Source organism: Paenibacillus sp. VMFN-D1 (genome assembly GCF_003386155.1).
GTDB lineage: Bacteria > Bacillota > Bacilli > Paenibacillales > Paenibacillaceae > Paenibacillus_AQ > Paenibacillus_AQ favisporus.
In genome coordinates, this window is the sequence record NZ_QRDU01000003.1 from 349,598 (window position 1) to 376,340 (window position 26,743).

Genomic DNA, 26,743 nt, shown 5'->3' on the forward strand with positions numbered 1-26,743 from the left:
GCGGCGGTCAGCCTCCATACGAATCCCGGTCCAGGTATAACGTACAGTTCGGGTGCTCCCGCAAAATGGAGGCCGGGCAGGCGGTCGTGATCGGTCCCTCCAGCGTCTGCGTCACCGCGTTGCGCTTCGTCGGGCCCGGCACGATGCAGAACAGGCGGCCGCCGGAGAGCAGCGTAGGGATCGTCAGCGTCATCGCCGTTTCGGGCACCTCCCGGAACCGGTCAAAGCAGCCGTCCCGAACCTGCTGTTCCCGGCACATGTCGTCGAGCTCGACGATTTTTACCGTCTTCGGGTCGTTGAAATCGGCCACCGGCGGATCGTTAAAAGCTAAATGGCCGTTCTCCCCGATGCCGAGGCAGACGATATCGATCGGGGCCTCCTGCAGCAGTGCCGCATACCGTTCGCACTCCGCGGCGGGATCGGCGGAGCCGTCGATCAGGTGGACGGTGCCCGGGCGGACCCGGGAGAACAGCCGGTTATTCAGAAAAGTGCTGAACCGCTGGGGAGCATCTTCGTCCAGTCCGATATATTCGTCCATGTGAAACGCGGTCACCTGGCTCCACTCGATATCTTTATCCGCTGCGAGGTAGTCCAGCAGCTCGTTCTGCGACGGAGCCGCGGCAAACACGATCCGCAGGCTGCCCCGGTCCGCCAGGATCGCCTTCATTGCTTGGGAGACATCGGCTGCCGCCGCTCTTCCCATCTCGTCTCTCGACGCGTACTGCCGGACCTGAAGACGGTCCTTCCACCACTTTTTCTCCGCCAAACGGGGACTGGGCATGATCATTCCTCCTCCATTCATTTACGAACCGCTCTTGCTTATTGCTTGCTTATTGAAATGGAGCTTCGCTCCAGCAGCTCAAACAAGGAATTCAGGCAGTCGATCGTCGCCTCTTCCCCTCCCTCGGAGAAAGCATATCCGGCCGGGCGCTTGAGCTGCTCTTCCGTCAGGCTCGATTGAAGCCTGTAGTGGGTTTCGACCACCAAATAGCCGTCATACCCCTCCTGCACCAGGCGGCGCAGCAGGCCGGCGTAATCCACCTGACCTTTTCCGATCGCCACCGCTTCGGTATGATCTCCCTGCTTCACCGCATCCTTCAGGTGGATGTGGCAGATCCGCCCCCGCAAAGCATCGTAGCCGTCAGGGTAAGGGACCTCCTGGTCCGGGTCCCACAGATCGTTACCCGGGTCATACAATCCCTGAACATAAGGAGAATCCACTGCCCGGATCAGAGCTGCGGCTTTGGCTGCATTGGAGGCGTAGACCGCCGGATCCGCTTCTAGCGCATAAATGACGCCATGCTGCTCCAAGATCGAAACCACGCCCTTTAATTCCCGGACAATGTCGTCGAATGCCTCCTCCAGCGGGCCTTCGGCCCAGAAGCTGAAGCCGCGGACATACCTGGTGCCGAGCCGCTGCGCCAACTCCGCATAACGGGTCAAAATCCCCCGGTGTTCGGCTACTTCTTCCGCATTCCGGAGGTTGCATTTAAACACCGGGGCGGATAAGCCGCTGACCTTCAGGCCAGCGGCCCGGATCGCTGCACCGATCTCCTCTATGCGCGAATCGCTCAGCCGGTACAGCTGCTCTCCGTCCACGGAGCGCAGCTCCAGTGCGGCCAGCCCGTATCTGTGGGCAATGCGGATCGCATCGGCGATGTCCTGGGAGATTTCGTCGGTAATGACGCCCAGTTGAAAAGCCGCATTCATGTCGCCCTTTTCCCTCCTTTCATCACCATCATTCATCGTATATGCAAAATCAGATCATTGCACATCTTCTTGCATGTTTCAGATAACCCGTTATAGACTCCCAGGATGCGCTTCGTCCAACCGTCATAGTCGGGATACGGCAGCAGTATCTATGACAACCGAGCCGGGAGCAAACCTGGATGGCTTTTACCGCGCCGCAAGAAGCAAGCGGCAAAATCAGGAGCTGGCAACCGGGCTAATGCCCGTATCCAGTTTCACGGTTCTGCCGGTCTCCCGGCTTTCGTTGGCCGCCTCCAGAAACGCGATGACTTCCAGCGTCTCCGTCATGTCGATCGGAGCGGCGCCCGTTTGGAACATGCGGATCACTTCCTCCAGCATGCTGGCATAATACGGCTTGCCGTCCGCATACACGTCGACATGTTCGGTCCCCTGCTCACGGTGAATCAGCGCTCCGAATCGGCGGTTGCCCTTCCGGTTGCCGCGCAGCGTTCCGACCCTGCCGTCCTCCCATACACCTACGGCTAGATCATGGTCGGTATTCGTGGTGACCGTGACCTCTTTACACCCTTTGCCCATGCTGCGGTACAGCATATCGGCGGCATGAATGCCGTACCAGTAAAAGCCCGGCTGCGTAGACTGCAGCTCCATGGGGCCGTAGGTATCCACCCCGATGATGTTCCCCTGATCGGCTGAGTCCAGCGCCCGGCCCAGGCCTTCCGACCAGCGGACGGAGGAGCAGCTCATAAGCGGAATTCCGTGCTCCTGTGCCAGCCGGTAAATCGCCTTGGCGTCACGGGTCGTGACAGCAAACGGCTTGTCGATAAAAACCGGCTTTCCATAAGGAACGATCTGCCGGAACTGCTCCAGGTGCACGCGCCCGTCCACGGAGAGCAGCAGGATGGCATCGGCGTTTTCGGCTGCCTCCTGGATGCTCTGGACGATGGGGACGCCGCTGTTGTCCCTGACTTCAGCCGTGAATTTGTCCACCCGCCCGATACTCAGCTCAAAATCCGGCGATCCGCCCGGATAGGCGGCCGTCACTTTCCCGCCGCGCACATGGTGCGGGTGATCCGGGTTGTTCAGCAGCTCGGCAAAGAGCGGCGCATGCGACGTATCCAGCCCAATGATTGCGATCTTCAGCTCTTCTGTACTCATTTCCGTTCATCGCCTCTTCCTACAGTTTGATTTCCTTGCCCGTACGCGAGGACTCGTAAATGGCCAGAATCAGGTCCACCGATTTCCTCGCTTCCTCTCCCGAAATGAGCGGCTCACGATCCTCCCGCACCGCCTGAATCAGGTCGTCGATCAGAATGTAGTGCCCGTCGGAAGAAATGGCATTCGGGTCATCCGCGCCTTCGGCGGAGCCTTCCGACACGAGCGGGGCTGTATCACCGTCGACCGTTTTCCATAATTTAAAACCGCTGTCTCCGTAAATGATCGTCCCGTGCTCGCCGTGAATTTCAAAACGCGGCTCCTGGCCGGGATTGACCGACGTCGTTCCCTGGATGACCCCAAACGCCCCATTCTTATATTTCAAAACCGCAACCGCCGTATCCTCCACCTCGATGTCATGAATTAATGGAGCCGTGTAGGCAAAGACGCTGTCTACTTCCCCCATCATCCAGCGGATGATGTCGATGCCGTGCACCCCCTGATTCATGAGGGCGCCGCCTCCATCAATGGCCCATGTTCCGCGCCATCCGGCGCTTTTGTAATATTCCGGGCTGCGGTAGTACTTTAAGTAGGCGTCTCCCAGCACTAACTTGCCCAGCTTGCCTTCGTTAATGGCCTTTTTGGTCAGCAGTGCATGCGGCGTGGTCCGCTTCTGGAATACGGTGGCCAGCTTGACGCCATGGCTCCGGCAGGCTTCGATCATCTCGTCCATGTCCGCCTTGGTAATGCCGAGGGGCTTTTCGCACAGCACATGTTTGCCCGCCTCCGCCGCCGCAACAGTAGCATCCCGGTGGCCTCCGCTGGGCACGCAGATGCAGACGGCGTCCACGTCACACTCCTGAAGCATTTGCCGGGTATCCGTATATACGTGGGCCGCTCCGAATTCCTCTGCTATTTTTGCCGCTTTTTCCGGAACGGCGTCTACGACCGCCGCCAGCTCCGCTTCCGGATGGCTCTCGATGGCTCTCGCGTGCAGAGGGGCGATCACGCCGGCCCCAATAATGGCAAAACGCATTTTTTTGCTCATACCAATCTCCTCCCGGTGGGAACCACCTGTAAGTTTACAACCCCATTCTAGTGGGACCCGTCTCCACGGCCAATCGCCCATTCTGCGGCTTTGCGCACAACTTTGGCGTCATCCGCAGGATCGAAGATGAATCCGTAAAGATGTATATGACAGCGCTCTCCGGGACTTGACCATAAGCCAACAAAAAAAGCGCCCCCTGCCCTCCGGCAGGAAACGCTCTTCTTACAAAAAATAATTCGTGATCGACTGGTCGCTGGCCAGCAGGCCCTCGCTATCCAGCTTCTTTTTCAAATACTTTTTATCCGAGGAAATGAACACGCTCATGATCAGATCGACCACGAACAGGAACGTAATATGATTGGACATAAAGGCGCTGTTATTGACGGATATTTTATCCGGGACAATAATATCGACGGCCGCGTTCTCCGTAATCGGCGAAGCGTCGTAGCAGGTGATCGCGATCACCTTCGCCTGATTGACCCGCGCGATGGATACCGCATCGATAATTTCCCTCGTTGAACCCGAACGGGAGAAAGCGATGACCACATCGTCCGGACCGCACTGGGAAGCGGCGATCTTCATTTCCCTGCTGTCGTTGATGGCTTCTGCCATCATGCCGATAATCGCCAGCCGGTTGCGGAGCGCCATTGCCGCCAAAAACGAATCGAACAATCCGATGACCACGATCCGGCGGGCATTCTTCAGGAGATCCACGACCTGGTTCAGCTGCTCCTCCGTCACGAGCGCGGACGTGTTCACGATCAGCTCATTATAATCCAAAGCGAGCGCATCAATGGGATTGATCTCGCGTCTTTCCTTCTTCTTCGCCTGCATATCCCGGTAGAACGCGTCCTGGGCAAAGGCAATCTTGAAGTCGTTGAAGCCTTTGTAGCCGACCTTTTTGCAGAAGCGGTTAATGCTCGTCTCGGACACGCCGATCTCATTCGCAATCGCCGTGATGGTATTGCGGGTAATAAACTCCGGATTATGAATAACAAAGTTGGCGATTTGATTTTCGCCGTAGGTTAACTTTTGGGTTTGCGATACGATTTTGGCGATGACGGCCGGAACCTGTGAAGACATGTGACCTCCTCCTGACCTACCTGTGGGAAAATAGCTAATCCGGTAACCCCCGCTAGCACACCCCATTATATCATACAAGGGAAGGTATTTAGAAAACGATGTCACAACGCCGCCGCATGGCCGCTCTTCCAAGCCTCGACTTCCCGGTAAAAGTCCTCTTCGCTTAAAGAACCGGTTTGGATCAGGAAGACGTAATCCAGTACATTCGGCAGGAAAGGCAGACCCATCATCTCCTTACAAAAGGCGTGGGCAGCGATTTCGCTGCACTGAACGACGCTCGAGCGCTTCACCAGCCGCCTGCCCAGCCGTAACACCTCGACCGGTTCCAGCAGGTCGTTGGTAAACTGCCCGGCCCGGAATTCCACATAGTGAAAAAATTCATGCGCCAGGTGGATATCGACCAGCCGCTCCAGCTCATCGTCCTGAGGGGCGGGTGGGCGCTCCGAATGTGGATCTGGCGTGCGCCCTGACGGCTGCAGCGCATCGCCTGGGCCTGATTTCGCGTCCGCCGAATGATTTGCCTGTTCTCCCCGGCTCATGACCGCCCGGTATGCATCCGCCATACCACGCAGGGATGCGGCGTAAACGACTACCTCCGGCGGCGTTTGGTTGAAATCGATCTGCGCCCGCAGAGAGAGCTGATGAAACGTACCGGAGCGGTCGGTGATTTCGTAGCGGAGGCCTTCCTTGCGGTACAGCTCGCGGATGGACATGCCCCGGCAGGCCTTGGCCGCTTCCCTGCCCCTTTGAAGCGACCTGGCCACATAATAGGCCAAGCGGTCCTGGGGAATTTTGCGGTACAGCGGGTCCTTGGTGAGCTCCGCATGGGCGAGCACTTCATCGGTCAGTCCAAGATGTTGAACATTCCAACCGAATTCCTGGAACTCCGGCATGCCTGTCACCCCCTCTTCGTGTTCTAACCTTGATCTATCTCTTCATCTCTTTAGCTGTTCTATTGGTACGCAATGACGATCATTTCGTCTTCGGACTTCAGCATCTCCGTTTCAAGCGTGAGAATCGACAGCAGCTGCTCCTTCGTCTGCATGCCGGTCAAATCCAGCATTTTCTCCTTATAAAAGGCAAACACCTTCGGGATCGTCGCGTTGGCGTCGGAGTAAATCGTATTGTCGTCCAGAAATTCGTTAAGCCGGTCATCAGCCGCAGCTTTCGTCACTTTCGTAAATTGGACGCCGCTCTTCTTGAAGCGGACAACCCCTTCGCGGTCCAGTACGGCGACGAAGTTGACCTTCTTCTTCATCAGGCCGAACAGGGATTTCTTTGTCTGCTCCGCTTCGAACAGGCTCCAGCGTCCGCTCTGCGCCGCCAGCCGGGTGTTCTCCGGTGATTGGTCGACCGAGCTGGCCGCGACCGCCGTCATTTCTTCCAGCGGCATCGCCTGCTGGCCGAGGTCTTTGGAGCGCAGCTCGGTCGAGCCGGTCGCAATGGCCCGCAGGATGTTCTTCTGGCTGTCAATTTCAATCGTGACCTCCACCGTCTCTTCGCTGGCTCCCGACTGGACGATCCGCTCCACGATGTCGGCCCGGATCCGCTTGATATCCTCTTCCGTCGGATTGACGACGGTCCGCTCCAGCTGCTCCTTGACCATGGCCAGCGCCACGCCGATCGTGGAGACATAAGGCGCGTTGCTGGCGATCTGACTCTTGAAGCCTTCCCGTTCGGCCATCGCCGGCACCAGCACCGCCCCGCTGCCCCCACCGCCGACGAGCGTAACAAAGGCCCGGTCCAGCTCATAATCCTGAATCATTTCATTTACGGTTTTCATCGTTTTATCGATCGCAATGTCCATCACCTTGCGCGCGGCTTCCTCCACGCTCAGACCAACATGTGCGGCAAGGGCTTCCCACGCTTTTACCGCCGCCTCCTTGTTACCATATGCATAGTCGCCCTCCGGCACGTAGCCGAGGATGTTGGCTGCACCCGCCAGCGTATACGAGAACTCCCGTCCATTTCCGCACTCGCAGATGGCGTATTCGGCCGGATCGCCTTCCCGGGGGCTGACGAATTTCACCTTCGGACTGACGATTTCGTCCGCCTGTGCAAACGCCTCGTACTCCTTGCCGGCGATGTGCGCGCTCCGCGGGCCGACGTCGGTGATTTTGCCGCCGGACACCTTGATCATACTGCCGCCGGCAATGCCGAGCGTGCGGACGTCCAGCGACTGCAGGTACGTGCGGTGACCGCCGACCTGGGCGTTCTGGATCATGACCTTGCCGTTTTTAATGACGGAAATGTCCACGCTCGTTCCGCCGACCTCGAAGAAAATGCCGTCCGAAATTTTCTCATACATCAAAGCGCCCGCCACCCCGGCCGCGAGGCCCGACAGCATCGTCAGGATCGGACGCTTCCTTACCTCGTCAATGCTCATCACGCCGCCGTCGCAGCGCATGATCATCAGCTGGGACTGGATATTGGCGTTTTTGACGGACTTCTCGGTCATGTTGGCCGTTTCCATCATTTTCGGGATGAGGGATGCGTTCACGACCGCCGTCCGCGTCCGCGTCTTCAGCCCGTACAGCTGGGAAATTTCGTGGCCGCCGGTGGCATAGATGCCCTTGCGGTTCGCCAATTCGATGACCCGCAGCTCATTGGTCGGATCGTCGACGCTGTACGCCTCGGAGGCGACGATGACTTCGGCCCCCTGCTGCACCAAGGCGTCGATGGCGGTTTCAATGTCTGCGTCCGTGAGATTTTTGGAGTCGAGGAACGTATGATATGTTTTCAAAAACTTGCCTGGCGCCAGCTCAATATCCCCCGGATTGGACTCGGACCTTGCACTCATGCCGTCGAGCCCCGTGCCCATACCGATGATGCCGACTCTGGCTACATCCCCTTCGAGCAGGGCGTTGGTCGCCTGGGTTGTCCCATGGGCGATAAACGTAACATCCTCCGGGAGAATGCCCTGGCTCTCCAGAATCCGGTTCAATATCTGCACGATCCCTTTTGCCACACCGTCCTCATCGTGGTGGGTCGTCGGGATTTTCATTTTGCCGATGACTTCAAACGTTTCGTTGTCGATGACGGCCGCGTCCGTAAACGTTCCGCCGACGTCGATGCCTACCCTTACTTTTTTTCTCTCCATGTTATCCTCCTGAAGTCAGGACAGGGGAAGGCCCGCATCAAGCCGCGCAGTCCGTTCCCCGTCCGGAATCATCCGTAAAAGCCGTCTTTATCAAAACACCATGAATGCGCCGATGACCATCGAGATCAGGACGGCGACCATCATCCAAGGCAGCGTCTTCTTCAAAATTTCGTTGATATCGGTCTTCGTAAAATCCGAAACCCATACGTTATGCGAGTTCGTCGGGTCGGATACGGCCTGAACGTTGCTGACTACCCGCAGCGCCAGCATGGCGGCGACCGGCGTCATGCCTGCCGTCACGAACAGGGCGGCGATGCCGCTGCCAAGACCCCACACGTTGAGCGGACCGCGGTAAATTGCCAGCGGCGACAGGATGGTGAAGAAGAGAATGTACATGATCGGATTGCCCGGAAGCACTGCCTCAATGAGCGGGGAAATCAGCGCCGAAACCTGCGGTGCCATAACCGAGTTGAGCAGGATGCCGATGCCGATCATGAGCGCCATGGCGCCGGCGACGTCCTGAATGCCCTCGATCAGCGCGCTGGAGAGCACGTGGATCGGGCGCTTCGGCCAGGCCAGCAGGATCGTGACGAGCGCGCCGATGATGACGGCGGGAACGATATCGATTTTAAAAGCGAACACCAGAATAACCGGCACCAGCGGGCTGATCAGCGCATAAGTCGGCACCTTCTTGCCGTCACCGCCGGTAGCTGCGGGCATCGCCCACGCTCTGCGGCCTTTGCCGTCTTTGCGGATATAGAACACGATCATGGCCAGGGACAGCACGATTAACGGCAGCGCGGCCACCATCGTGTAGTCGGCGATTTGGTCGACCGAGAGCCCGAGCACATCAACATACACGGCCCAGTTGGATACGTTGAAAAGCGCGCCCACCCCGACCGCGGACAGCACAACGATCGATGCGACGAACTGCGAAATGCCGGCGGTCAGCATGATCGGAATGACGATCGTACCGACCAGGATCACCATGCCCAGCCCGCCTGCGGCGGAGAAAATAATGGACGCGGTCACGAAAAACAAAATCGCGATCAGCATCGGCTTATCCCCGGCCAGCTCGGCGGCTTTGCGGATAATCGATTTGGTAATGCCGACCTTGTTCAGGATTTGTCCGAACCAGGCGCCGAACACGAGGCCGGCAATCGCCCCGGACAGCCGCATCGAGCCGGACGCCAGGATCGTTTTGGCAATGCTTGTCGTATCGGGATTATTCGAGTTCCACGGTACCCCGGCGATAATCGCAAACAGGATCGCCATCAGCGGAAGCGCCAGAATTGCCGGGATTTTGCGCGTCATCATCAGCCCGACGAACACCAAAAACACAATCAAAATACCGATCGCTTGCACCCACATTACACCAGTCACTTTGGTTACCCCTCTCGTCATGAGATTCCTTCACGTGGTTCATTCCCATGTTTACTTCACATGCTTAATAATTCATGGCCTATATTTCCAAATGGGCTCCTTGCTCCTTAAGCTGTGCCTGCACCGCTTTGATGTCCACATCCTGCACGTTAACGCCATGTTTGGCCGCGTACGCCGCAGCCACGCCCCCCGCATGGCCGATCGCCCCCGTCGTCGGGGTCGTTCGCATGGCCGCCTGCGCTTCAAACGTCGCCGAGATGCAGCGGCCGATGACGATCAGGTTTTTCACGGAATTCGTGATCATGCAGGAGTATGGAATGCTGTACATGCCGCCCCACTCCAGCTTCTGATGCTTCGTCCCTTCCCCGTCCGGGCTGTGAATGTCGATCGGATAACCGGAATGGGCAATGGTATCGTCAAAAAGCTTCTGTTCCAGCAGGTCCTCGGCGGTCAGCGTGTACACCCCTTTGATCTGGCGGGAGCTGCGCACCCCGATGTTCGGACCGGTGGACTCCACGACTGCGTTCTCGAAGCCCGGAATGTATTTGCGGACAAACAGCTCCAGCTCGCGGCACTGCTTCCGTCCTTCCATCTCGGCCAGGCTGAGGCTGAACGCATCGGTCGGATCGTGGCCCAGTATCCGGGTTGTGTTCAGAATGACCTCGCCCGGATTGTTCGTTTCGAAGAACAGCACGTTCTCGCGCTGGATCGAAATTTCGCCGCGCTCCTTCGCCTTCCGGAACAAGCTGTCAAAGCCGCCGACCGACAGGCGCGGCGCCTTCTCGATGATGGAGGTGTCGCCGTTGTATAGCGGAAAATCCTCCGGATGCGCGTGGATGTACTCCTTCACTTTGGGGATGTTCACGTTGTACATTTTCATTTTCAGCGTCATTGGCTGCATTGCCCCGTCGGACTCCCGGCCCTTCGTGAACTCCGCCCCGGCACCTACGGAAAGGTCCCCGTCCCCGGTTCCGTCGATAAACACGGATGCCTCGATGTCGGTCAGGCCCGACTTGTTGCACACCTTGATGCTGACGATGCGTCCGTCTTCCGCCTTCACGCCGGCGAGCATCGTGTGGTACAAAATCTCCCCGCCGCTTTCGGTCACCATCAGCTCCAGTTCATGCTTCATCGCCTCGGCGTCGAACGGGGTTACCGAATACGTAAAGCCGACCGTGTCGAAAATATGCCCCGGCGACTTCCCCTGCCGCTTCAGCCGTTCGATCAGCTGGTCGGTAAAGCCCCGGATCGCCAGCTTATCTCCCGCATGGAAGGTCATCATCGGCCCAACGCCGTTCGCCGTCAGCGTACCGCCGAGAAACCCGTGCGACTCCACGATCAGCGTCTTGGCGCCCGAGCTTGCGGCCGCCACCGCAGCCATCGAGCCGGAAATACCGCCGCCCATAACCACCACATCATACTTCAGCTTGTTCTCCAATTCGTCCTCACTCCTCCGGTAAATGATGTATGATTGCTTCTTGATTCATAGACTATCAAAACCTTCAGTTTATGTAAACGCTTTTAGGAAAATATTTTTCTATATATCCGGATTTTTAGTAAATTATTTTCCGACGGTTCTAATTTACGGTTACACGGCATATAACAATGAGTTTGGAATGGGAATGGGTGGAGGAGTTGCGGACATTGTTGGGACGGGAAAGTGGTCAGAGGAAAGTGATAGGGGAAAGAGTAATAGGGAAGATAGTAAGTGGCAGTGGGTAGAAAAAAGCACCGGAATCCATCCGATGCTCCCTTCAACAGACCTGCTAACGCTGTTTGTTTTCTAGATTACTTCTCATAGTTTTTCGCCATAAACGGCTCCGCCAGTCTCGACGGGTGCAGCTTGCGGCCGAGGCCGAAAAACTCGCAAAAGCTCATGATCAGCGGGTTCCACCGCTCGGGGTTGATGTAGTTTTTCTCCCCCATCAGCAGCTCCTCGTCGATGTGGATCCGCTTGATCTTCATCTCCATCGCCGCGATGGAGCTTGGCTCCTCAAAGGAGTGGATCTGCACCAGCTCCGCCTCCAATTGAACCGGGCACTCCCCGGCCCGCGGCGCTTTTACCAGGTCCGACGGGATTTGTGTAAACCCGGAAAGACCGAATTTATCGGGCTCATACCGGTAGCCCATCTCCGCCTTGTAATCAGGGACGGGGCTCGCCCCTGTCGTCAGCGCCAGACGATCCACTTGACTGACCAGATCGGCCGACGGCAGATTCAGCACGCACTCGCGCTCACGTTTGATGTTCTGGACCGTCTTCGATTTGCCGCTCATGCCGAGCATGCAGGACTGATTCAGCCACCAGGCCGAAGACATCGGGGCTAAATTGGCCGAACCGTCCTCATTCAAAGTGCTGATCAGAACTACAGGCGTACCAAAGTAGAGAATATTAGGTTCAATCGTTGTAAGCATCCTCTTACTTCCCCCTATCCAATTGTAAAAAATCGTTGACCAAGGGATATCCTGCAGGGCTGCAGCCACCTCAAGAAATATCTCGGCTTAAGTATACTGCCGCCGGTGAGAGCTTGGAAGGCTTCCCAAGTATAAGCGCAAGATAACAAAACCGCACAAACAGGCGCAGGTGCTCAGGGTCTATCTGAAGCCGCAAGCCAAAAAGCACCGGGATCTCTCCCGGTGCCTCAATCTATCATATAAAGCTACAGCAAAGCGGATCCTATCTGGCTGCCGGCATATGGTGGCGAACCTTTGACATACGCCACCATAGTGAACCTGCGCTGACCGGACTGCCCTTATACACACGCTTTACCCTACACCGAATACAGCCGTCCGTCTTCCTCTTCCTTCAGCCAGACCTGCATAAATCCCGGCTCCCGGTTGTCCCACAAATGGTACGGAACGAAGCGGTACTGCCGCTGCCCGTCGAACCCGGTGAGCGCAACGATGCCGCCCAGCTCGTCCCGCGGCTCCAGACCAAAGGAAATGCCCGGCCGGACCGCAAACCCGTCATAAGCGAGCGCCGGGTTATCCGCCTGCTCCAGGCAGTACACCAGCGGCCCGCGCTGAACCGCGACACGTCCCCGGTCGGCCTCGACCTCCGGCCGCGCGTGCACCTGCTGAATCGGCATCTCCATCACGTAATCAATCGTGTCGCCCGGCTTCCAGCGGCGGCTGAGCACGAGGAATCCCCGGTCTATGGTCCAATCCGCAGGAGCCACGTTCTCCCCGTTAATGGACAGCTTCGCCCCGCGGCACCATCCCGGCAGGCGCAGCCGCACCGCGAATTCGGCCTCCCGGGCCGGCTCCACCTCGACATGAACATGTCCGTCCCAAGGATAGTGGGTTACGGTCTTCATCACGACCCGGCTGCCGTCCTTCAGCGTCAGGTCAGCCGTACCGGCGACGAACTGCAGCATGACGGGGCCTTCCTCGTTCAGGGCATAATTGTATCCGCCGATCGAAGGCAAAAACCGCACCAAATTCGTCGGGCAGCAGGACGTGTCGAACCATTCGGTCCGGTGATGATCGCCCTGTGACGCCAGCGGATTGACGTAGAAAAAACGGTCGCCGGACAGCGAAATCCCAGCCAAAGCCCCGTTGTACATGGCGCGTTCCACGACGTCGGCGTACTTCGCCTCGCCAAACAGCAGGCTCATCCGGTGGTTCCAGAACACCATCGCGATCGAGGCGCAGGTTTCGCAGTAAGCGCTCTCGTTCGGGAGGTCATAGTCGTGCGTGAACCCTTCGTTATGCTGGGACGGCCCGATGCCTCCGGTAATGTACATGTTCCGCTCGACCGTGTGCGCCCACACTTTGCGCAGGGCGTCTTCATAGGTCCGGTCTCCGGAGGCCAGCACCACATCCGCCATGGCGGTGTACAGATACATCGCACGGACGGCGTGCCCGGTCACCTTCTCGATGTCGCGGACAGGCACGTCGTCCTGGCAGTATGCCGGTCCCCACTCCTCGCGGTCCCATATCGCACCATGGCCATGCCCGTGCCCCCGCTCCTCGAGCAGCCACAGGGAGAGCTTCCAATAACGCTCCTCACCGGTCGCGTGATACAGCTTGATCAGCGCCAGCTCGATCTCCTCATGGCCTTCCACCCAGTGCCGCTTGCCCGGCCCGAACAGGCTGTCGTAATGGTCAGCCAGCTTGCACGCCACGTCCAGCAGCGTGCGCTTGCCGGTAGCCGCGTGGTACGCAACCGCCGCTTCGATCAGGTGGCCGCCGTTATACATTTCGTGCTTTTCCATATCCGTCCACTTCTGGTCCGGGGCTTCGAGCGTGTAATACGTCGTCAGGTATCCGTCCGGCTCCTGCGCCGCTGCGATCAAGCCGATGATCCGGTCGATCTCCGCTTCCAGCTCGGGGTCCCGGTCCGCCATCAGCAGATATGCCGCGCCTTCAAGCACCTTGTACACATCGGAATCGTTAAAATAAATCCCCTCGAATTCCCCTTCCATAAGGCCGGCCGCTTTGGCGAAATTGCTGATCCGCCCGGTCGATTCGCATTTGTCCAGGCAGGTCCGGAGCGTCACCTGCTTGCATACCTCCAGCCTCTGCCTCCACAGTTCATCCTGGATCTTCACTTGAGTAAAAGGCACGCCCTGCCAGCCCTGCTGCGAATGAGTCGTTGTCATCCTGCACCCTCTCCCTTCATGCAATATCTTGCGATGCTTATCCTTTCAACCCCGTCAGGGTAATTCCTTCCAAAAAATAACGCTGTCCCAGCAAAAAAATGACCACGCACGGGAGGATGACCACCGCAGAGGCTGCCATGAGCAAATCCCACTGGGCCGAGTAGCTGCCCTGGAACATCTGCAAGCCAAGCGCCAGCGTGAAGCGGCTGTCGCTCTTCAAGTAAATGAGCGGCCCCATAAAGTCGTTCCAGGTGCCCAGGAAGGTGAACAAAGCGACGACGATCACTGCGGAACGGCTGAGCGGCAGAATGATGCGCCAATAGATTTGAAAGTAACCCGCCCCGTCGGCAAATGCCGCTTCGTCAAAGTCCTTCGGAATCGACATATAGAATTGCCGCAGCAAAAAGATGTTGAAGATCCCGCCTCCAAAAAAGGACGGCACGATGAGCGGATAATACGTATCGTAGAATCCGAGCTCCTTCCAGCCGAGAAAGCTCGGGATGAGCGTCACCGCTCCCGGCAGCATCATGCTCGACAGCAGGACGGCGAACACGGCATCCCGCCCTTTCCAGCGGATCCGTGAAAACCCGAACGCCGAGATCGTGCTCGTCAGCACCGTTCCGATCAGCACGCTCGCCACAATGACCAGCGTATTGACGAAGTACGTGCCAAACGGGAGGGACGTAAGCGCCCTTTTATAATTGTCCCAGTGGAAGGGATGCGGAATCCATTCCGGCGGCATCACGAAGATTTGCGATAAATCCATCAGCGAGCTTCGGATCAGCCAAATAAACGGGATGATAAATAGCAGTGAGATCACTCCAAGCGCCACATAGCCCGCGCCCAGCTTCAGTCTGGACTCCCTCATGACGGACCGCCTCCTTCGTAATGAACCCAGGATTTCGACGATCGGAACACGAGGAACGTAAACGCCAGAATGATGACGAACAGCACCCAGGCCAGCGCCGAGGCATAACCCATTTCCGTATCCCGGAACGCGGTCCGCCACAGGTAGAACACGAAGAACAAACTTTTGTCGTTCGGTCCACCCTGGGTCAAAATATACGCCTCATTAAACACCTGGAAGGAGCTGATGATGGTCATCACCGCATTGAAAAAGATCGTCGGCGTCACCATCGGAATCGTAATATGACGCAGCTTGTGGTACCACCCGCCTCCGTCCACATCAACCGCCTCGTAGTACTGCTTGGGAATGCCGGACAAGCCCGCGAGAAAAATGATGACGGTCCCCCCGATGCCCCACAGCGTCGTCAGCACGATGGAGGGGATAACGCTCTTTTCGGAAAAAATCCAGTCACTCGTCGGCAGATGAAGCCATTTCAGCATCATGTTGATCAGCCCCAGGTCCGGGTTGAGCAGCCACATCCAAATCATCGCCGAGGCCACCGCCGGCACAATGCTCGGCAGATAGATAATCGTCCGGAACAAAGCGCGCGCCTTAATGTTCATGTTCAGCAGCAGGGCGATAATGAAGGAAATGATGATGCAGGCCGGCACCCGCAGCACGACGAAATAAAACGTGACGCCAAGCGAGCGGTAGAAGCTCTCGTCCTGGCCGGAGAAGAGCCGGGCATAATTGCCGAAGCCGATAAAGGACACCGACTCCTTGAATACGTTGTAATCGGTCAAGCTCAGCACAAAGCTCGCGATCATGGGACCGGCGGTAAACAGAATAAACCCGAGTACCGCCGGAGCCGTAAACAGCAGCCCGTAGAACAGAGCTTTGCGTTCCCGTACGCCCGCCTTGCGGCGCACAGGAACCGGAGCGTTCATCGGAATGTTTGTCTGCATGTGTACTTTAAGCCCCCTATTTTACGTCTCGCCGTCCCTGCACCTGTGCCTGAGCTTTGGCCGCAATGCTGTCCATCGCCTCCTTGGCCGTTGTTTTGCCCAGCCATACGTTATCCATGGCAGGATTGACGATATCCATGATCTTGTTGAAGTTCTTAACGTAACCGGTAGGTGTAGCATGGCTATGATTGAGCACGACGTCGATAACCGCATCTTTGTAGCCTGATGGCCGGGAAGGCTGATTCACCGCCCATTTCGACAGCAGGGCATCATCCGTATACCAGTCCTTCAGCGAAGGCATCCATGTGCCGTAAGTCAGCATCTCGATTGACGCATCTGGGTCAATGAGCGCCTTAAGCAGCTCCCAGGACTCTTGGGGATGCTTGGTCGATTTAAAGATGGAAAACATCGCGCAGACTACCGTGGTCGCCGGCTTTTTCATGACAGGAAGCACCCCGACGTTAAAGTGAACCTTCGATTCCGCAAGCGTGCTCGTATTCCACTGTCCGTCAATCACCATCGCCACTTTTCTCGTCTGCAGAGCCACATTGGTTGCTGGAATGTTCTTGGCCTGCAGCGGCGACGGAGCAACGTGGTACTTATTGATCAGATCGGCGATATTTTGCAGCGCCTCGACGGCTTCCGGCTGGTTCAAAGCAAACGTCTTGCCGTCCGGGGAGACAAAGTCGCCGCCGTTTGAAAAAATAAAGCTGCTGTACGCTCCCCACCAGTTGCCGGGGTTCACTCCGTATTGCTTAATGTTTTTCGGATCAAAATTCGGATCGTCCGCATTCCGTCCTTTGTTGTCCAAGGTCAGCTTTTTGGCGGTATCCACGAACTGTTCCCAGGTCCACGCTTCCGATACCTTGGAAGGCGGCGGCGTCAACCCAGCCTCCTTGAAGGCATCTTCGTTATAAAAAAGCGTAAACGATTCCGGGCCGGGGGCTATACCGATAATATTGCCGGGCTCCGAGGAATAGGTGATATTCGGAACCAGCGTATCAGCCTTAATTTCGGAGTCCTTGTCCAGGAATTCCTGAAGATTCAGGAATTTCCCCTGTTCCGCAAGCGGAAAGGCGATCGTCGCCGATTCCATCATCGCCACGTCCGGTTCATCGTTGCCGGCAACCATGGTCGTCAGCTTGGTGTCGTAATCGGTAGGAATCTGCTGCAATTCGACCTTCACGTTGGGATGCTCTGCTTCGAACCGGGCGATGACCTTTTTGTTTACGGCAATTTCATTAGGCGCTCCCCATAAGGTGAGCCGGAGCTTGATCTGTTCGCCGGCCGCCGCCTGGGTTCCCCCCTTGTCCGCGCTTCCGGCTGCAGGCCCGCCGCTTTCCTCCGACCGGGTGCAGGCGCTCAGCAGCAATCCTGCCGTGAGCAGAAATGCAATCGCTGCCGTCAGCGGCTTTCGGTGTTTTTTCATCATGAACTTTAACCCCTCTCCTGCTTTACGAATGATTTCATAGCTGCAGCCTATGTTGCCTTTGATTATAGATTTTAGGCAGCGCTTTCAAAACCGGATTATTTTTGGAATGGTGGACTTTGATTAGAAAAGTGGGGCAGTGTGATGATCACGCGTGTTCCCTGGCCTACAGCGGATTCGATATCGATGCCGTACTCGTCCCCATACGCAAGACAAATGCGGGAAATCGTGTTTTTGATGCCGATCGAGGCGGACTCTGCATACAAAATCCGCTGAATCGTTTCCCGGCTCATGCCGTGCCCGTTATCCGAAACAACCAGCACACGAGTCCCATCCTTGATCTCTCCGGTAACTTCAATGCGTCCCCCTTCTTCCATTTGCTCGAAACCGTGGAGAATGGCATTTTCGACGAACGGCTGGAACAGCAGCCTCGGCACCGGGGTGTCCAGCAGCTCGGGAGCGATGCCAAAATGAACCGTGAACTTCGATTCAAAGCGGGCCTCCATAATGTAAAAATAGTCCTTCATCCACTCGAGCTCCTCGGCAACCGTTACGGCTCCCCAGTCCTTGCGCGAGGTGTAATGCAGCATATTGGACAGGCGGACGAGCATCCGGTTCAGCTCCCTCTGTCCCGATTCGATGGCCATCCAGTTCATGATGTTGAGCGTATTGTAAAGAAAATGCGGGTTCATCTGCATATTGAGCGCCATGATTTCCGCCTCTTTCTCTTTGATCCGGATTTCGTAGTTTTCCTTCACCAGCGTTTCGATGCGCGAATTCATCCGGTTGAACCGCTGCAGCAGCACCCCGAACTCGTCATGGGTTTTGACCTCTACCCGGGTCTGAAAGTCCCCTTCGCCCACCGAGCGCATGGCGGTGAAGAGCTGCCGGATCGGGCCTGTCATTTTGCGGACGATGAAATAAGCGAACAAGTATGCAATCAATGCCAGGAGCGCAGCCAGCAGGATCGTCGATGTGCGGATGGTCGGAATAAAGCCGCGGACGAGCGTGGATTCCGGAATCAAGACCACCGACAGCCAGCCGGTTACGGCGGACCGGTCGAAGCACAGGATTGTCTTTTGGCCGTCCAGGACCAATCGCTGCGTTCCGCTTCCGGCCTTTCGAATGGCGTTCACCCATTGTTCATTGAACACTTGGGTCACCTGAGAGGCGTTCGAGCTGGCCACGACCTTGTTATCCGGATCAATCACCAAATAGCTCGATCCTGTCGGAATGCTCTGCTCGAATTGGGAGTTGAAAAAGTCCGCTTTAAAGCCAATCGTCAGTACCGGCCGCTCCACGTTCGGCCGCAGCCTGGCAATCGTGGAATTATCGACATAGGAAAATTCCATCAGGCGGGTGGCGGAGAACATATACCTGTATTCGATATCGCTGTTTTGCAGCCAGGGCTGATCGAACATTTGGACGAAATCGTAGGTCGGGTACCAGACCATTTTGCCATGTGCCCTCTCCGCCTCCTGATACAGCGCCGTGCGGGTCGGATCCCCCTGCGGAAGATTACGCTGTGAGCCGAAACTGTAGTAGGAGGTCCACAGCTGGTACGTGTACACATCCTCATTTTGCGTAAAATACTTGCTCAGGATGGCCGACACCTGCCTGTCCGCATTCAGCAGTTCCGACGGGACGGAAGGATTCAGCTGGTTGAAGATCCGAAAAAGGTCCCGGTCGACGAACAAGGCCAAGCTGCCCTGGTCTACCTTCCTCAGCTTCGTATCCATGACTTCATTGCTCTTCTTAACGATTTCGAGCACGTTGTTTTGCGCCTGATCCCGCATCGAGCTCAAGCTGTTCCGGTAGTAGATGAAGCTCAGGAGCAGCAGGGGCAGCGCAATGAGAACGACATAGCTGGCCAGAAGCCTGGAGCGGAATTTCATCTGGACCTCCCCTCCCCTGACTTTTGCTGCCCGGCCCAATGACGGTACGCCTCCGGCGTAACGCCAACATGCTTTTTGAAGCTCCGGGAAAAGTATTTCGTATCGCGGAAGCCGCACCTTTCGGCAATCTCATATACCTTTAATCCGCTGCCGTCCCGCAGCAGCTCTTCGGCTTTGCGCATCCGGATCTCAATGAGAACATCCGAGAAAGAACGGCCTGTCGCCTCTTTGAACAAGGTGCTGAAATAAGACGGGTTGAAGCGGAACGATTCCGCCACCGATTCCAGCGATAAATCCTCCATGTACCGTTCGCGCATCAGCTCCAGGCAGCTGTCGATCACGAGCTCGCGTTTGCTTTTTTTCTGCTCCTTCAGCGTGACGCCCATTTGCTCGAGCACCGAATCCAAAATCTCCAGCAGCTCCGCAAACCGCCGACAGGTGCGGATCTGCCGCACGGCTTCTTCCGTCAGCGGGTTCATCCCCCACCCTGATTTGCTGTCCGCCAGCTTCAGCAGGAGCAGGCAGGTTTGGTCCTTGACGGACTGTGGCTCGGCCATGCCGTCAGCCGACATAGCGGTCACGGCTGTACGGCACAATTCCTTTGCACCTTCCGTATCGCCGGCATTCAGGAGATCCAGCAGTTCTGCGGCAGAGCACATTAAAACCGGTTGTACCGGCAGAAGCCCGCCATGAAACAAGATGGCCCCCTGCTGGTCGTAAAACAGATACGGCAGCGCAGCCAGAGCCGTCCGGTAAGACTGAGGGCCCCCCTCCGTTAGATCAACGCATTCTTCTCCGATCGCATGCACCCATCGGCCGGAATACCCTACAGCGGTGAGTTCTGCCTGCAGGCTCATAAGCCCCCTGCGGATGTCTTCCCGCTTTTCACCAAAGCTTGTACCCGTTTGGAGGATCGTGACCCACCTCGGCCGCGTCCAATCCACCGCATCCCAGGCGATCGTCAAGGCCTTGCCGAAGGCAGAGCAGGCGCGCTCCAGCGCTCGGTGCAGCCTATCGGCCGTCAGAGAGGTGGAGCGGGATTCGGTGTAAGTGTCAGGTGATGGGGCGTGGAACCCAGATGACATCCCGCGATCCGAATGTTCCGTGGTAGATCCGCTCCCATCCCCGCTGGCTGGCTCCAGCTCCGAAACGATGACCAGTCCAGGACCATCCACGACTCCGGCCGAAAGCCAGCTCTGTTCCTCCTCCAAGCTCAGGCCGCCGGTCAGCCACTGCTGCATCAAACGCCCTTGATGCGCCAAGGAAGCTGCCGTCATTTGCTGCTCCAGTGCTATCGTTCGAGCCCGTGCCTCACGCTCTTCACGGTAGATGTGTTCCAAACGCTCCAGCACTTCCTCCAGCTTGTCGACATCAACCGGCTTTAACAAATAATCAAAAGCCCCCTGCCGCAATGCCTCCTGGGCGTATTCGAAAAGGTTGTACGCGGACAGCATCACGATCCGCGGCTTGTAAGGCAAGGCTTCGTTTGCCCGCCGCAGGAACGTAAGCCCGTCCATTTGCGGCATCCGGATATCCGTAAATATGACCTCGGGCCGGTCGATGCCGGCCATTTCAAGCGCCTTGGCTCCGTCCCCGGCCGTAAACACTTCGCAGCCGGGCCGGCTCGCCAGCAGCATCCCGGCCATGCCCCGGCGGTGCCGCGGCTCATCGTCTACAATCATGAATTTCAAGCGGTTCACCCCCAGAATATTCATAGCATTAAATTCAACAACATCGTATCAGATGGGAGAAGAGGTAGGTATATAAAAAAACGTCTATCGACGTACCTTCAAAGAAGACAGACCGCGTTTAAAGGAAGTTCTTCTTGCGAGATCCGGAAGCGGAGGCTCCGAATCTTATACTTTCTGATCTCTTAAAAAAACAACCCGGGCAGGAGGGATCCTGTCCGGGTTGGTTGGGTTTATGGTCTCTGTTTGAAATGATCAGAGAGTTGGAGGAACGGTGTAGTGAACCTTGAAAGCCTGCCCAAGCGGGATTAAATGTTCAATGTCACCTGTTTGTCTTACCCACTGCAGTTCTGCAGTGTATTCTCCAGGCAACGGCATTTCAACCTCGTTTAGCGGAAGAATCACTTGTAAGGTAAGTGAAGCCCCCTCTGACGTTGGGTTACCGATTTCGTCAACAAGCCCAAGGGCCCCTGCGGATGGTTCCAATAATAAGTTCATCATACCGGCGTAATTCGTTTCACCCGTAGCAATGTCCTCATCGTTGTGCAATAGTTTGAATTGCGCTCCTGCCACCGGTTCGAATTCCCCATTACTTCCTCTTCTCAAGCTGACCTTCAGTCCTACTGCAGTCTCCGGCAGTAATATTCCCCCGGCCTTTACTTTCAGCGTTCTATCTAAGTCGGTGCCCTCTATCGGGTTAACTTCCGTCGACAGCACATCAAAAACATGGACCTCTTTGGTCACGGTCACGAGTGGATCGCCGGCAACCTCTTCATCCTTCAGCAGCTCAACCTTTACCTTATAGTCGCCGACCTCCGGCAACCTGGTTTCAAAAGTAATCGGCGTGCCGTTCAGTTCGCCCAGGGTATAGGCTTCCCCTTCTTCCCCGTCTGGTCCGGCTTCCTTTGTTAGGACAATGCCATCAGGGCTGAGCTGGCCCTCTTTGATAGCATCTTCCCCATACCAATAGGTGTAATCCGTCTCCGACAAGTTGATGCCCGTTTTAGAGCTGTACGTCACTCGTACCTTTACTTTCGTATCTTGATTCGATTGACCGCTGCTAAATCCAAACGTGAACTTGTGTGAAGAATGAAGCGGCACTTGTTCCGGAAAATCCGGGCTGAAAACAGCTTTAATTTCGACAGGCTTCGGATCGACCGGAGGATCCACTGGCGGTTTCACCGGAGGTGTCATCGACCCACCAGGCAAATTTGGCTGCGTAGGGGCAGTCGGCTGTGTAGGAGCGGCAGGCTGCTGGCCTCCCATTTGAATCCGCTCCTGATTGCGCCGTCGCACTTCTTCTTCAAAACGCTTCATCTCTTCAGTGCTCAGCTGCTGCTGATACTGGATCACGGCCTGCGTAGCTCTTTGCTCTGCTGCCTTTTGGTTGGCCTGCTGCAATTCGGCGATCGTTTTCAGGATATTGTCGATCATAGCCTGTAATTGCTGCTGCATCTGCTGTTGCAGCAATATATCCTGCATCTGTTGCTGCTGCAATACTTCCTGTATCTGCTGCTGCTGTTGCTGAATTTGCTCCTGGATCTTTTTTTGCAGCTCCTGCTGAACCTTCTCCTGCTCTTTGCGTTTAGCCTCCTGTTGCGGGTCCAATCCTACGGTCGGATCAAACGGACGCACATTTCCAAGGTCAATTTTTCCGTTCGGGTCGTCAATCCCACGGTTCACCTGTTCTATCAACGGATCCAATTTACTTTTTTCGATCTTCCCCTGACTACTCGCCTCCTTGGCTACATTGCCGACCAAGGCATTCAAATTTTGCTGGATTTTTTGAAGGTCTTCCAGTTGGCTTACCAAAAAGGGGTCGTTTGACCCGTTTGATGCCGAAGAACCGGAAGGTTTGGACTGACCTTGTTCCAATTGCTTCTTCTGCTGCTCAATCAGCTCCTGGTTCTCCCGGTCGATCTGCGCCTTGTTTTGGATGATGGCTTTAATGATGTCCGGTGAAGCCTGATGAACAAGACCCGAGATATCGACGCCGGTCGGCGTTTGAAGGGAAGGATCCACGCCGGGCGTTAAGCTGATTTGCTGGGCTGGATATAAAGTGACGGGTGACCCGTCCTTCCCGGCAAAGCTTTGAGGGTTCGTACCCGAAACCTTGACCACACCTGCTCCCGCGGCAACATCAGGGATACCTGTCAATGGATTGATAATGACAAAAAACTGCGTTCCTTTGACCTCCAGCTTCTGCCCGGGGACATCCATCTCGAACACGTCCCGGGACTCACGCAGATCATGGACGCTCGTATACGCCTGGCCTGACATCAGCTCCAGCTTGGTCGTCGACTGTACTGCTCCACCCGCCAGCACCTTGATCCGAATTTCGCTGTTCGGAGCCAGCGTGATTTCGTCCCCTTCGTCCTGAATGGACAGCACCGCACCGCCGGATTCGGTAACAAGTGTGTCACCCTCATGCAAAAGCATTCCCGGATACGCCTGAATGCGCAGCGCTCCCCCGCTCTGCTGGATATAAGCCGGTCCATCAATGCGGCTGATGGTCATGCTGCGTGTGCTGTCGGCGGAAGCCTGCGTCGTCCAAGCCGCCGAGCCTGCAAGAAGCAGAATCAGCGTCGAGCTGACCATTTTCCAAGATAGTTTTCCTCGTCTCACGTTGTTTTCAACTCCCTTCCTTTATTTATCACGGATAACCACGGTTTTCTCCGAAGCCAACCATTTCACGTCCTTGTCCAGCAGGTCCGTCAGCGTCCGAATCGGCACATACAGCTTCCCGTCGATGGATTGGGCAGTGCTGCCGGCCTCCAGCTGAATCATGCGGTCTCCCGATTGAACCACGGCAGACTTGGCCGAAGCCGATACCAGCTTCAGTCCAAGCTCGGAAGCGATAGATCGCAGCGGGATGAGCGTCTGGCCGTCCTTGGTCACCCGCGTATCGATCTGCAGCCACTTGGCGTTGTAGGCCACGTAAACGGTACCAGCCGGTTTCATCGGTTTATGATCCGGCTGCCGATACAAGTTCCACTGGCGCAAGCCGTTTCCGGCAATCCAGCCGACACTCCCATCCTGGCTTACAGCAACGCCCTGCGGATATGAAAGCAAGGAGGTGCTCTCGACACCGTCTGCTTTCCCTTCTTCTCCCTCCAAAGAGCCCACAAGCGTATGGACCTGGCCGTCTTTCAACGTTCGCACGACCTGATTGAGCGAATCGGCAATGACCAGCTCATGCTGAGAGGAGGACCAAGCCACATCAACGGGATGATTAAATTTCGCCGAAGCCGCAGCGCCGTCTTGGTAACCTCCGTCCCGGTAGAGTTTCCCTGGTGCCGCCCCTTGGCCATCGCCCGTTACCGACCCGGCCACCGTCGTGACCATGCCGGATTTCAGGTTAATATAGCGAATGACCTGGTTGCCGGAGTCACTGACGTAGAGATTCCCCTCATCGTCCAGCGCCAGCCCCGACGGCTCGTTAAACCGCGCATCCTTCAGCGCCCCGTCCTTGTAGTCGCCAGCGAATGCGGCCACTCCCGAATAGACCTCTACTACACGGTCGGAAGAGCCGGTTAGCGTGTTGACCGTACCGTCTGCGGCGATTTTCCGAATCACATGATTCAGCGTGTCGGCAACGTACACGGATCCGTCCTTCGCCACCGCCACATCCTCTGGCGTATTCAACGCTGCTGCCGAACCGGTGCCATCCTTGAACCCCTGCACTCCGTTTCCTGCCAGCGTGCTGACCTGCCCTGTAGGGGTAACTTTGCGGATCGCATGGTTCCCCGAGTCGGCGACGTACAAATTGCCGGCGGCATCCGTATCCATGCCCATCGGCTGATTAAACAGCGCGGTATTCGCAGCCCCGTCCAGCAATCCGCCCAGCGGCTCGCTGCCCTTGTTATAGCCCGCAAACCGCATTCCCGCAAAAACGGTCCGCTGCGTGCCGCTGACCTTCCATATCACGTGGTTCACCGTGTCGGACACCAGCACGCTGCCGTCCTTTGCGGCCAGCACCCTGCCGTTTCCAACCCATCCCGCGGTGAGCAAATCCCCCTTCGTGCTGGCGGTAGCATCCGGCTGCCAAGTGCTGACGCTAAGCCATGCCGAGTCCTCTCTGACCCCTGCGCCCAAAGCCAGTGAAGGCACACCAAGTGCCATGCACAGCGTCAACGCGGCGGTAACCCACCTTTTACCGTACCCCTGCAAATTTCATTCCTCCTACATATTTATGAATGGATGCAAGCCTCAACGCTGAATTGTTCTGCATCGATCTTATCCTGATTAAAGACATCCGACTAGTAAAATTTTTCTATTTTAGGGCCCGGACAGGCAGGGTATCTTCCTTTTTGAGTGAAAAAAAGATCCCCGCCTAACATTCAGGCAGGAATCTCACCAATTTCTATATGCTATTGTTTACCGGAACAGCGACTCCACGACCCCGCGAGCGATCCACACACCGGCCGCCCCGGCTTGGGCCAGACCGCGTGTGATCCCCGCTCCGTCGCCGCCGCAGTACAGCCCGCGGATTTCCGTCTCCAGCGTCTCCGACAGCTTGGGACGGGCAGAGTAGAACTTGGCTTCGACGCCATAGAAAAGCGTATGCTCCGAAGCGATGCCCGGCGTGACATGGTTCAGCGCCTCGACCATTTCGATCAGGCTTTTCATCGTGTTGTAGGGCAGAACGAGACCCAGGTCCCCCGGTACAGCCTCCTTCAGGGTAGGCTCCAGAAATCCTTCCCGGATCCGCCCTTCGGTCGAGCGCCGTCCGCGCAAAATATCGCCGTACTTCTGGACGATGATCCCGCCATTGGACAAATCGTTGGCCCGTTTGCATATTTCACGCGCATACTCGTTCGGCTTATCAAACGGTTCCGTAAATTTATGTGAGACGAGCAGCGCAAAGTTCGTGTTGGACGAGCCCAGCGCCGGATCCTTGAAAGAATGGCCGTTGGCCGCCATGGCTCCGCTGTGATTCTCGACCACGACATGGCCGGAAGGGTTGCTGCAGAACGTGCGGACCCGAGTGCCTACGGAGGTGTTAAAGACGAATTTCCCCTCGTACAGATGCTGATTGATTTCCGACATCACCACATCGGAGGTTTCGACGCGAACGCCGACGTCGACCTGGTTGTTGTACATTTTGAGCCGGCGCTTCTTCAGGATGCTTGTCAGCCAGGCTGATCCGTCCCGGCCGGGGGCGATGATGACGCGGTCCGCCTCGTAACTGTCCCCGTTCTTCAGGACGATGCCCTGCACCGTGTGGACGCCGTCTTCCTTGACGGTGAGGATGTCTTCCACCTCGGCCTTGCACATCATGTCGATGCGCGTGTTCAGAAACTCGTAGATCGATTTTAAAATTTCCAGGTTCTGTTCGGTGCCAAGATGCCGTACCTGTGCCCGCAGCAGCTTCAGACCCGCCGCATAGCCGCGCTGCTCAATGCCCCGGATGACATCCGTCGTCGGATCGGTAATGTTCGTCGTCGCGCCATGCTGCAGGTTCAGCTCGTCAACATAACGGATGAGCTCAAGCACTTTGGATGGTGGCAGATAGTCCGTCATCCAGCCGCCAAATTCGGTTGTAATATTAAATTTTCCGTCGCTGTAAGCTCCAGCCCCGCCAAAGCCCGCTGTGATCGAGCAGGCGGGCACGCAGCCTGCAAACTCCTTACGGCCGCCGGCGGGCGGACATAACTTGATTTTGTCCTCCAGAATCGGACAGCTGCGGCGGTAAATATCATGCCCTTTATCCACCAGAAGCACCTTCAGATGAGGCGCCTTTAACGCAAATTCATAACAGGCAAAAATACCGGCCGGACCGGCTCCAACGACAATGACATCATATTTACTCATCATGTTCCTCCTGAAATGGGTTAGGTCA

19 protein-coding genes are annotated in these 26,743 nt (G+C 56.5%); all 19 read right to left on the reverse strand.

The genetic code is table 11. The annotated features are described in order from the left end of the window. Window positions 1-7: 7 nt before the first annotated feature. Complete coding sequence (locus tag C7820_RS22645; RefSeq protein ID WP_116232949.1) at window positions 8-781, reverse strand: glucosamine-6-phosphate deaminase; 774 nt, start codon at window positions 779-781, stop codon at window positions 8-10. A gap of 38 nt (window positions 782-819) precedes the next feature. Next, complete coding sequence (locus C7820_RS22650; protein ID WP_181909163.1) at window positions 820-1,710, reverse strand: sugar phosphate isomerase/epimerase family protein; 891 nt, start codon at window positions 1,708-1,710, stop codon at window positions 820-822. 216 nt (window positions 1,711-1,926) lie between these two features. Next, a complete protein-coding gene (locus tag C7820_RS22655) occupies window positions 1,927-2,865 on the reverse strand; it encodes a Gfo/Idh/MocA family protein (RefSeq protein WP_116232951.1) in 939 nt (312 codons plus the stop codon). Window positions 2,866-2,884: 19 nt separating this feature from the next. After that, entirely contained in the window at window positions 2,885-3,910 is a 1,026-nt protein-coding gene (locus C7820_RS22660; protein WP_116232952.1) for a Gfo/Idh/MocA family protein, read from the reverse strand. A gap of 222 nt (window positions 3,911-4,132) precedes the next feature. After that, window positions 4,133-4,993: a MurR/RpiR family transcriptional regulator gene (locus C7820_RS22665; protein ID WP_076172985.1), complete on the reverse strand. Its 861-nt coding sequence runs from the start codon at window positions 4,991-4,993 to the stop codon at window positions 4,133-4,135. A 101-nt stretch (window positions 4,994-5,094) separates the two neighbouring features. Then, entirely contained in the window at window positions 5,095-5,886 is a 792-nt protein-coding gene (locus tag C7820_RS22670) for a hypothetical protein (RefSeq protein ID WP_116232953.1), read from the reverse strand. A gap of 59 nt (window positions 5,887-5,945) precedes the next feature. Further along, on the reverse strand, window positions 5,946-8,093 hold the full coding sequence (locus C7820_RS22675) for a hydantoinase/oxoprolinase family protein (protein ID WP_116232954.1): 2,148 nt from the start codon (window positions 8,091-8,093) through the stop codon (window positions 5,946-5,948). Window positions 8,094-8,183: 90 nt separating this feature from the next. After that, window positions 8,184-9,497 (reverse strand): citrate transporter, encoded by a 1,314-nt coding sequence (locus C7820_RS22680; protein WP_258875354.1) that lies wholly within the window; start codon window positions 9,495-9,497, stop codon window positions 8,184-8,186. Between the two features lie 58 nt (window positions 9,498-9,555). Next, a complete protein-coding gene (locus C7820_RS22685; protein ID WP_240913329.1) occupies window positions 9,556-10,914 on the reverse strand; it encodes an FAD-dependent oxidoreductase in 1,359 nt (452 codons plus the stop codon). Window positions 10,915-11,264: 350 nt separating this feature from the next. Further along, window positions 11,265-11,888, reverse strand: coding sequence for a flavin reductase family protein (locus tag C7820_RS22690; RefSeq protein ID WP_116232956.1), 624 nt, complete (start codon window positions 11,886-11,888; stop codon window positions 11,265-11,267). 356 nt (window positions 11,889-12,244) lie between these two features. Continuing rightward, window positions 12,245-14,077, reverse strand: a complete 1,833-nt coding sequence (locus tag C7820_RS22695; RefSeq protein WP_116232957.1) for a glycoside hydrolase family 127 protein — start codon at window positions 14,075-14,077, stop codon at window positions 12,245-12,247. Window positions 14,078-14,114: 37 nt separating this feature from the next. Next, a complete protein-coding gene (locus tag C7820_RS22700; RefSeq protein WP_116232958.1) occupies window positions 14,115-14,945 on the reverse strand; it encodes a carbohydrate ABC transporter permease in 831 nt (276 codons plus the stop codon). Beyond that, window positions 14,942-15,889 carry a carbohydrate ABC transporter permease gene (locus C7820_RS22705; protein WP_373309604.1) on the reverse strand — a complete coding sequence of 316 codons (948 nt, stop codon included), beginning with the start codon at window positions 15,887-15,889 and terminating at the stop codon, window positions 14,942-14,944. Before C7820_RS22705 ends, C7820_RS22700 begins: the two co-directional genes overlap by 4 nt. Window positions 15,890-15,905: 16 nt before the next feature. Next, window positions 15,906-17,321 carry an ABC transporter substrate-binding protein gene (locus C7820_RS22710; protein ID WP_220376667.1) on the reverse strand — a complete coding sequence of 472 codons (1,416 nt, stop codon included), beginning with the start codon at window positions 17,319-17,321 and terminating at the stop codon, window positions 15,906-15,908. Between the two features lie 95 nt (window positions 17,322-17,416). Next, window positions 17,417-19,213 (reverse strand): sensor histidine kinase, encoded by a 1,797-nt coding sequence (locus C7820_RS22715; RefSeq protein ID WP_116232959.1) that lies wholly within the window; start codon window positions 19,211-19,213, stop codon window positions 17,417-17,419. Then, on the reverse strand, window positions 19,210-20,895 hold the full coding sequence (locus tag C7820_RS22720) for a response regulator (RefSeq protein ID WP_258875374.1): 1,686 nt from the start codon (window positions 20,893-20,895) through the stop codon (window positions 19,210-19,212). The genes C7820_RS22715 and C7820_RS22720 overlap by 4 nt, the downstream gene beginning before the upstream one ends. Before the next feature lie 261 nt (window positions 20,896-21,156). Next, a complete protein-coding gene (locus tag C7820_RS22725) occupies window positions 21,157-23,526 on the reverse strand; it encodes a FecR domain-containing protein (RefSeq protein ID WP_147306299.1) in 2,370 nt (789 codons plus the stop codon). A gap of 21 nt (window positions 23,527-23,547) precedes the next feature. Further along, window positions 23,548-25,071, reverse strand: a complete 1,524-nt coding sequence (locus C7820_RS22730; RefSeq protein WP_116232962.1) for a stalk domain-containing protein — start codon at window positions 25,069-25,071, stop codon at window positions 23,548-23,550. Between the two features lie 207 nt (window positions 25,072-25,278). Then, window positions 25,279-26,715, reverse strand: a complete 1,437-nt coding sequence (locus tag C7820_RS22735) for an NAD(P)/FAD-dependent oxidoreductase (RefSeq protein WP_116232963.1) — start codon at window positions 26,713-26,715, stop codon at window positions 25,279-25,281. Between the last annotated feature and the right edge of the window lie 28 nt (window positions 26,716-26,743).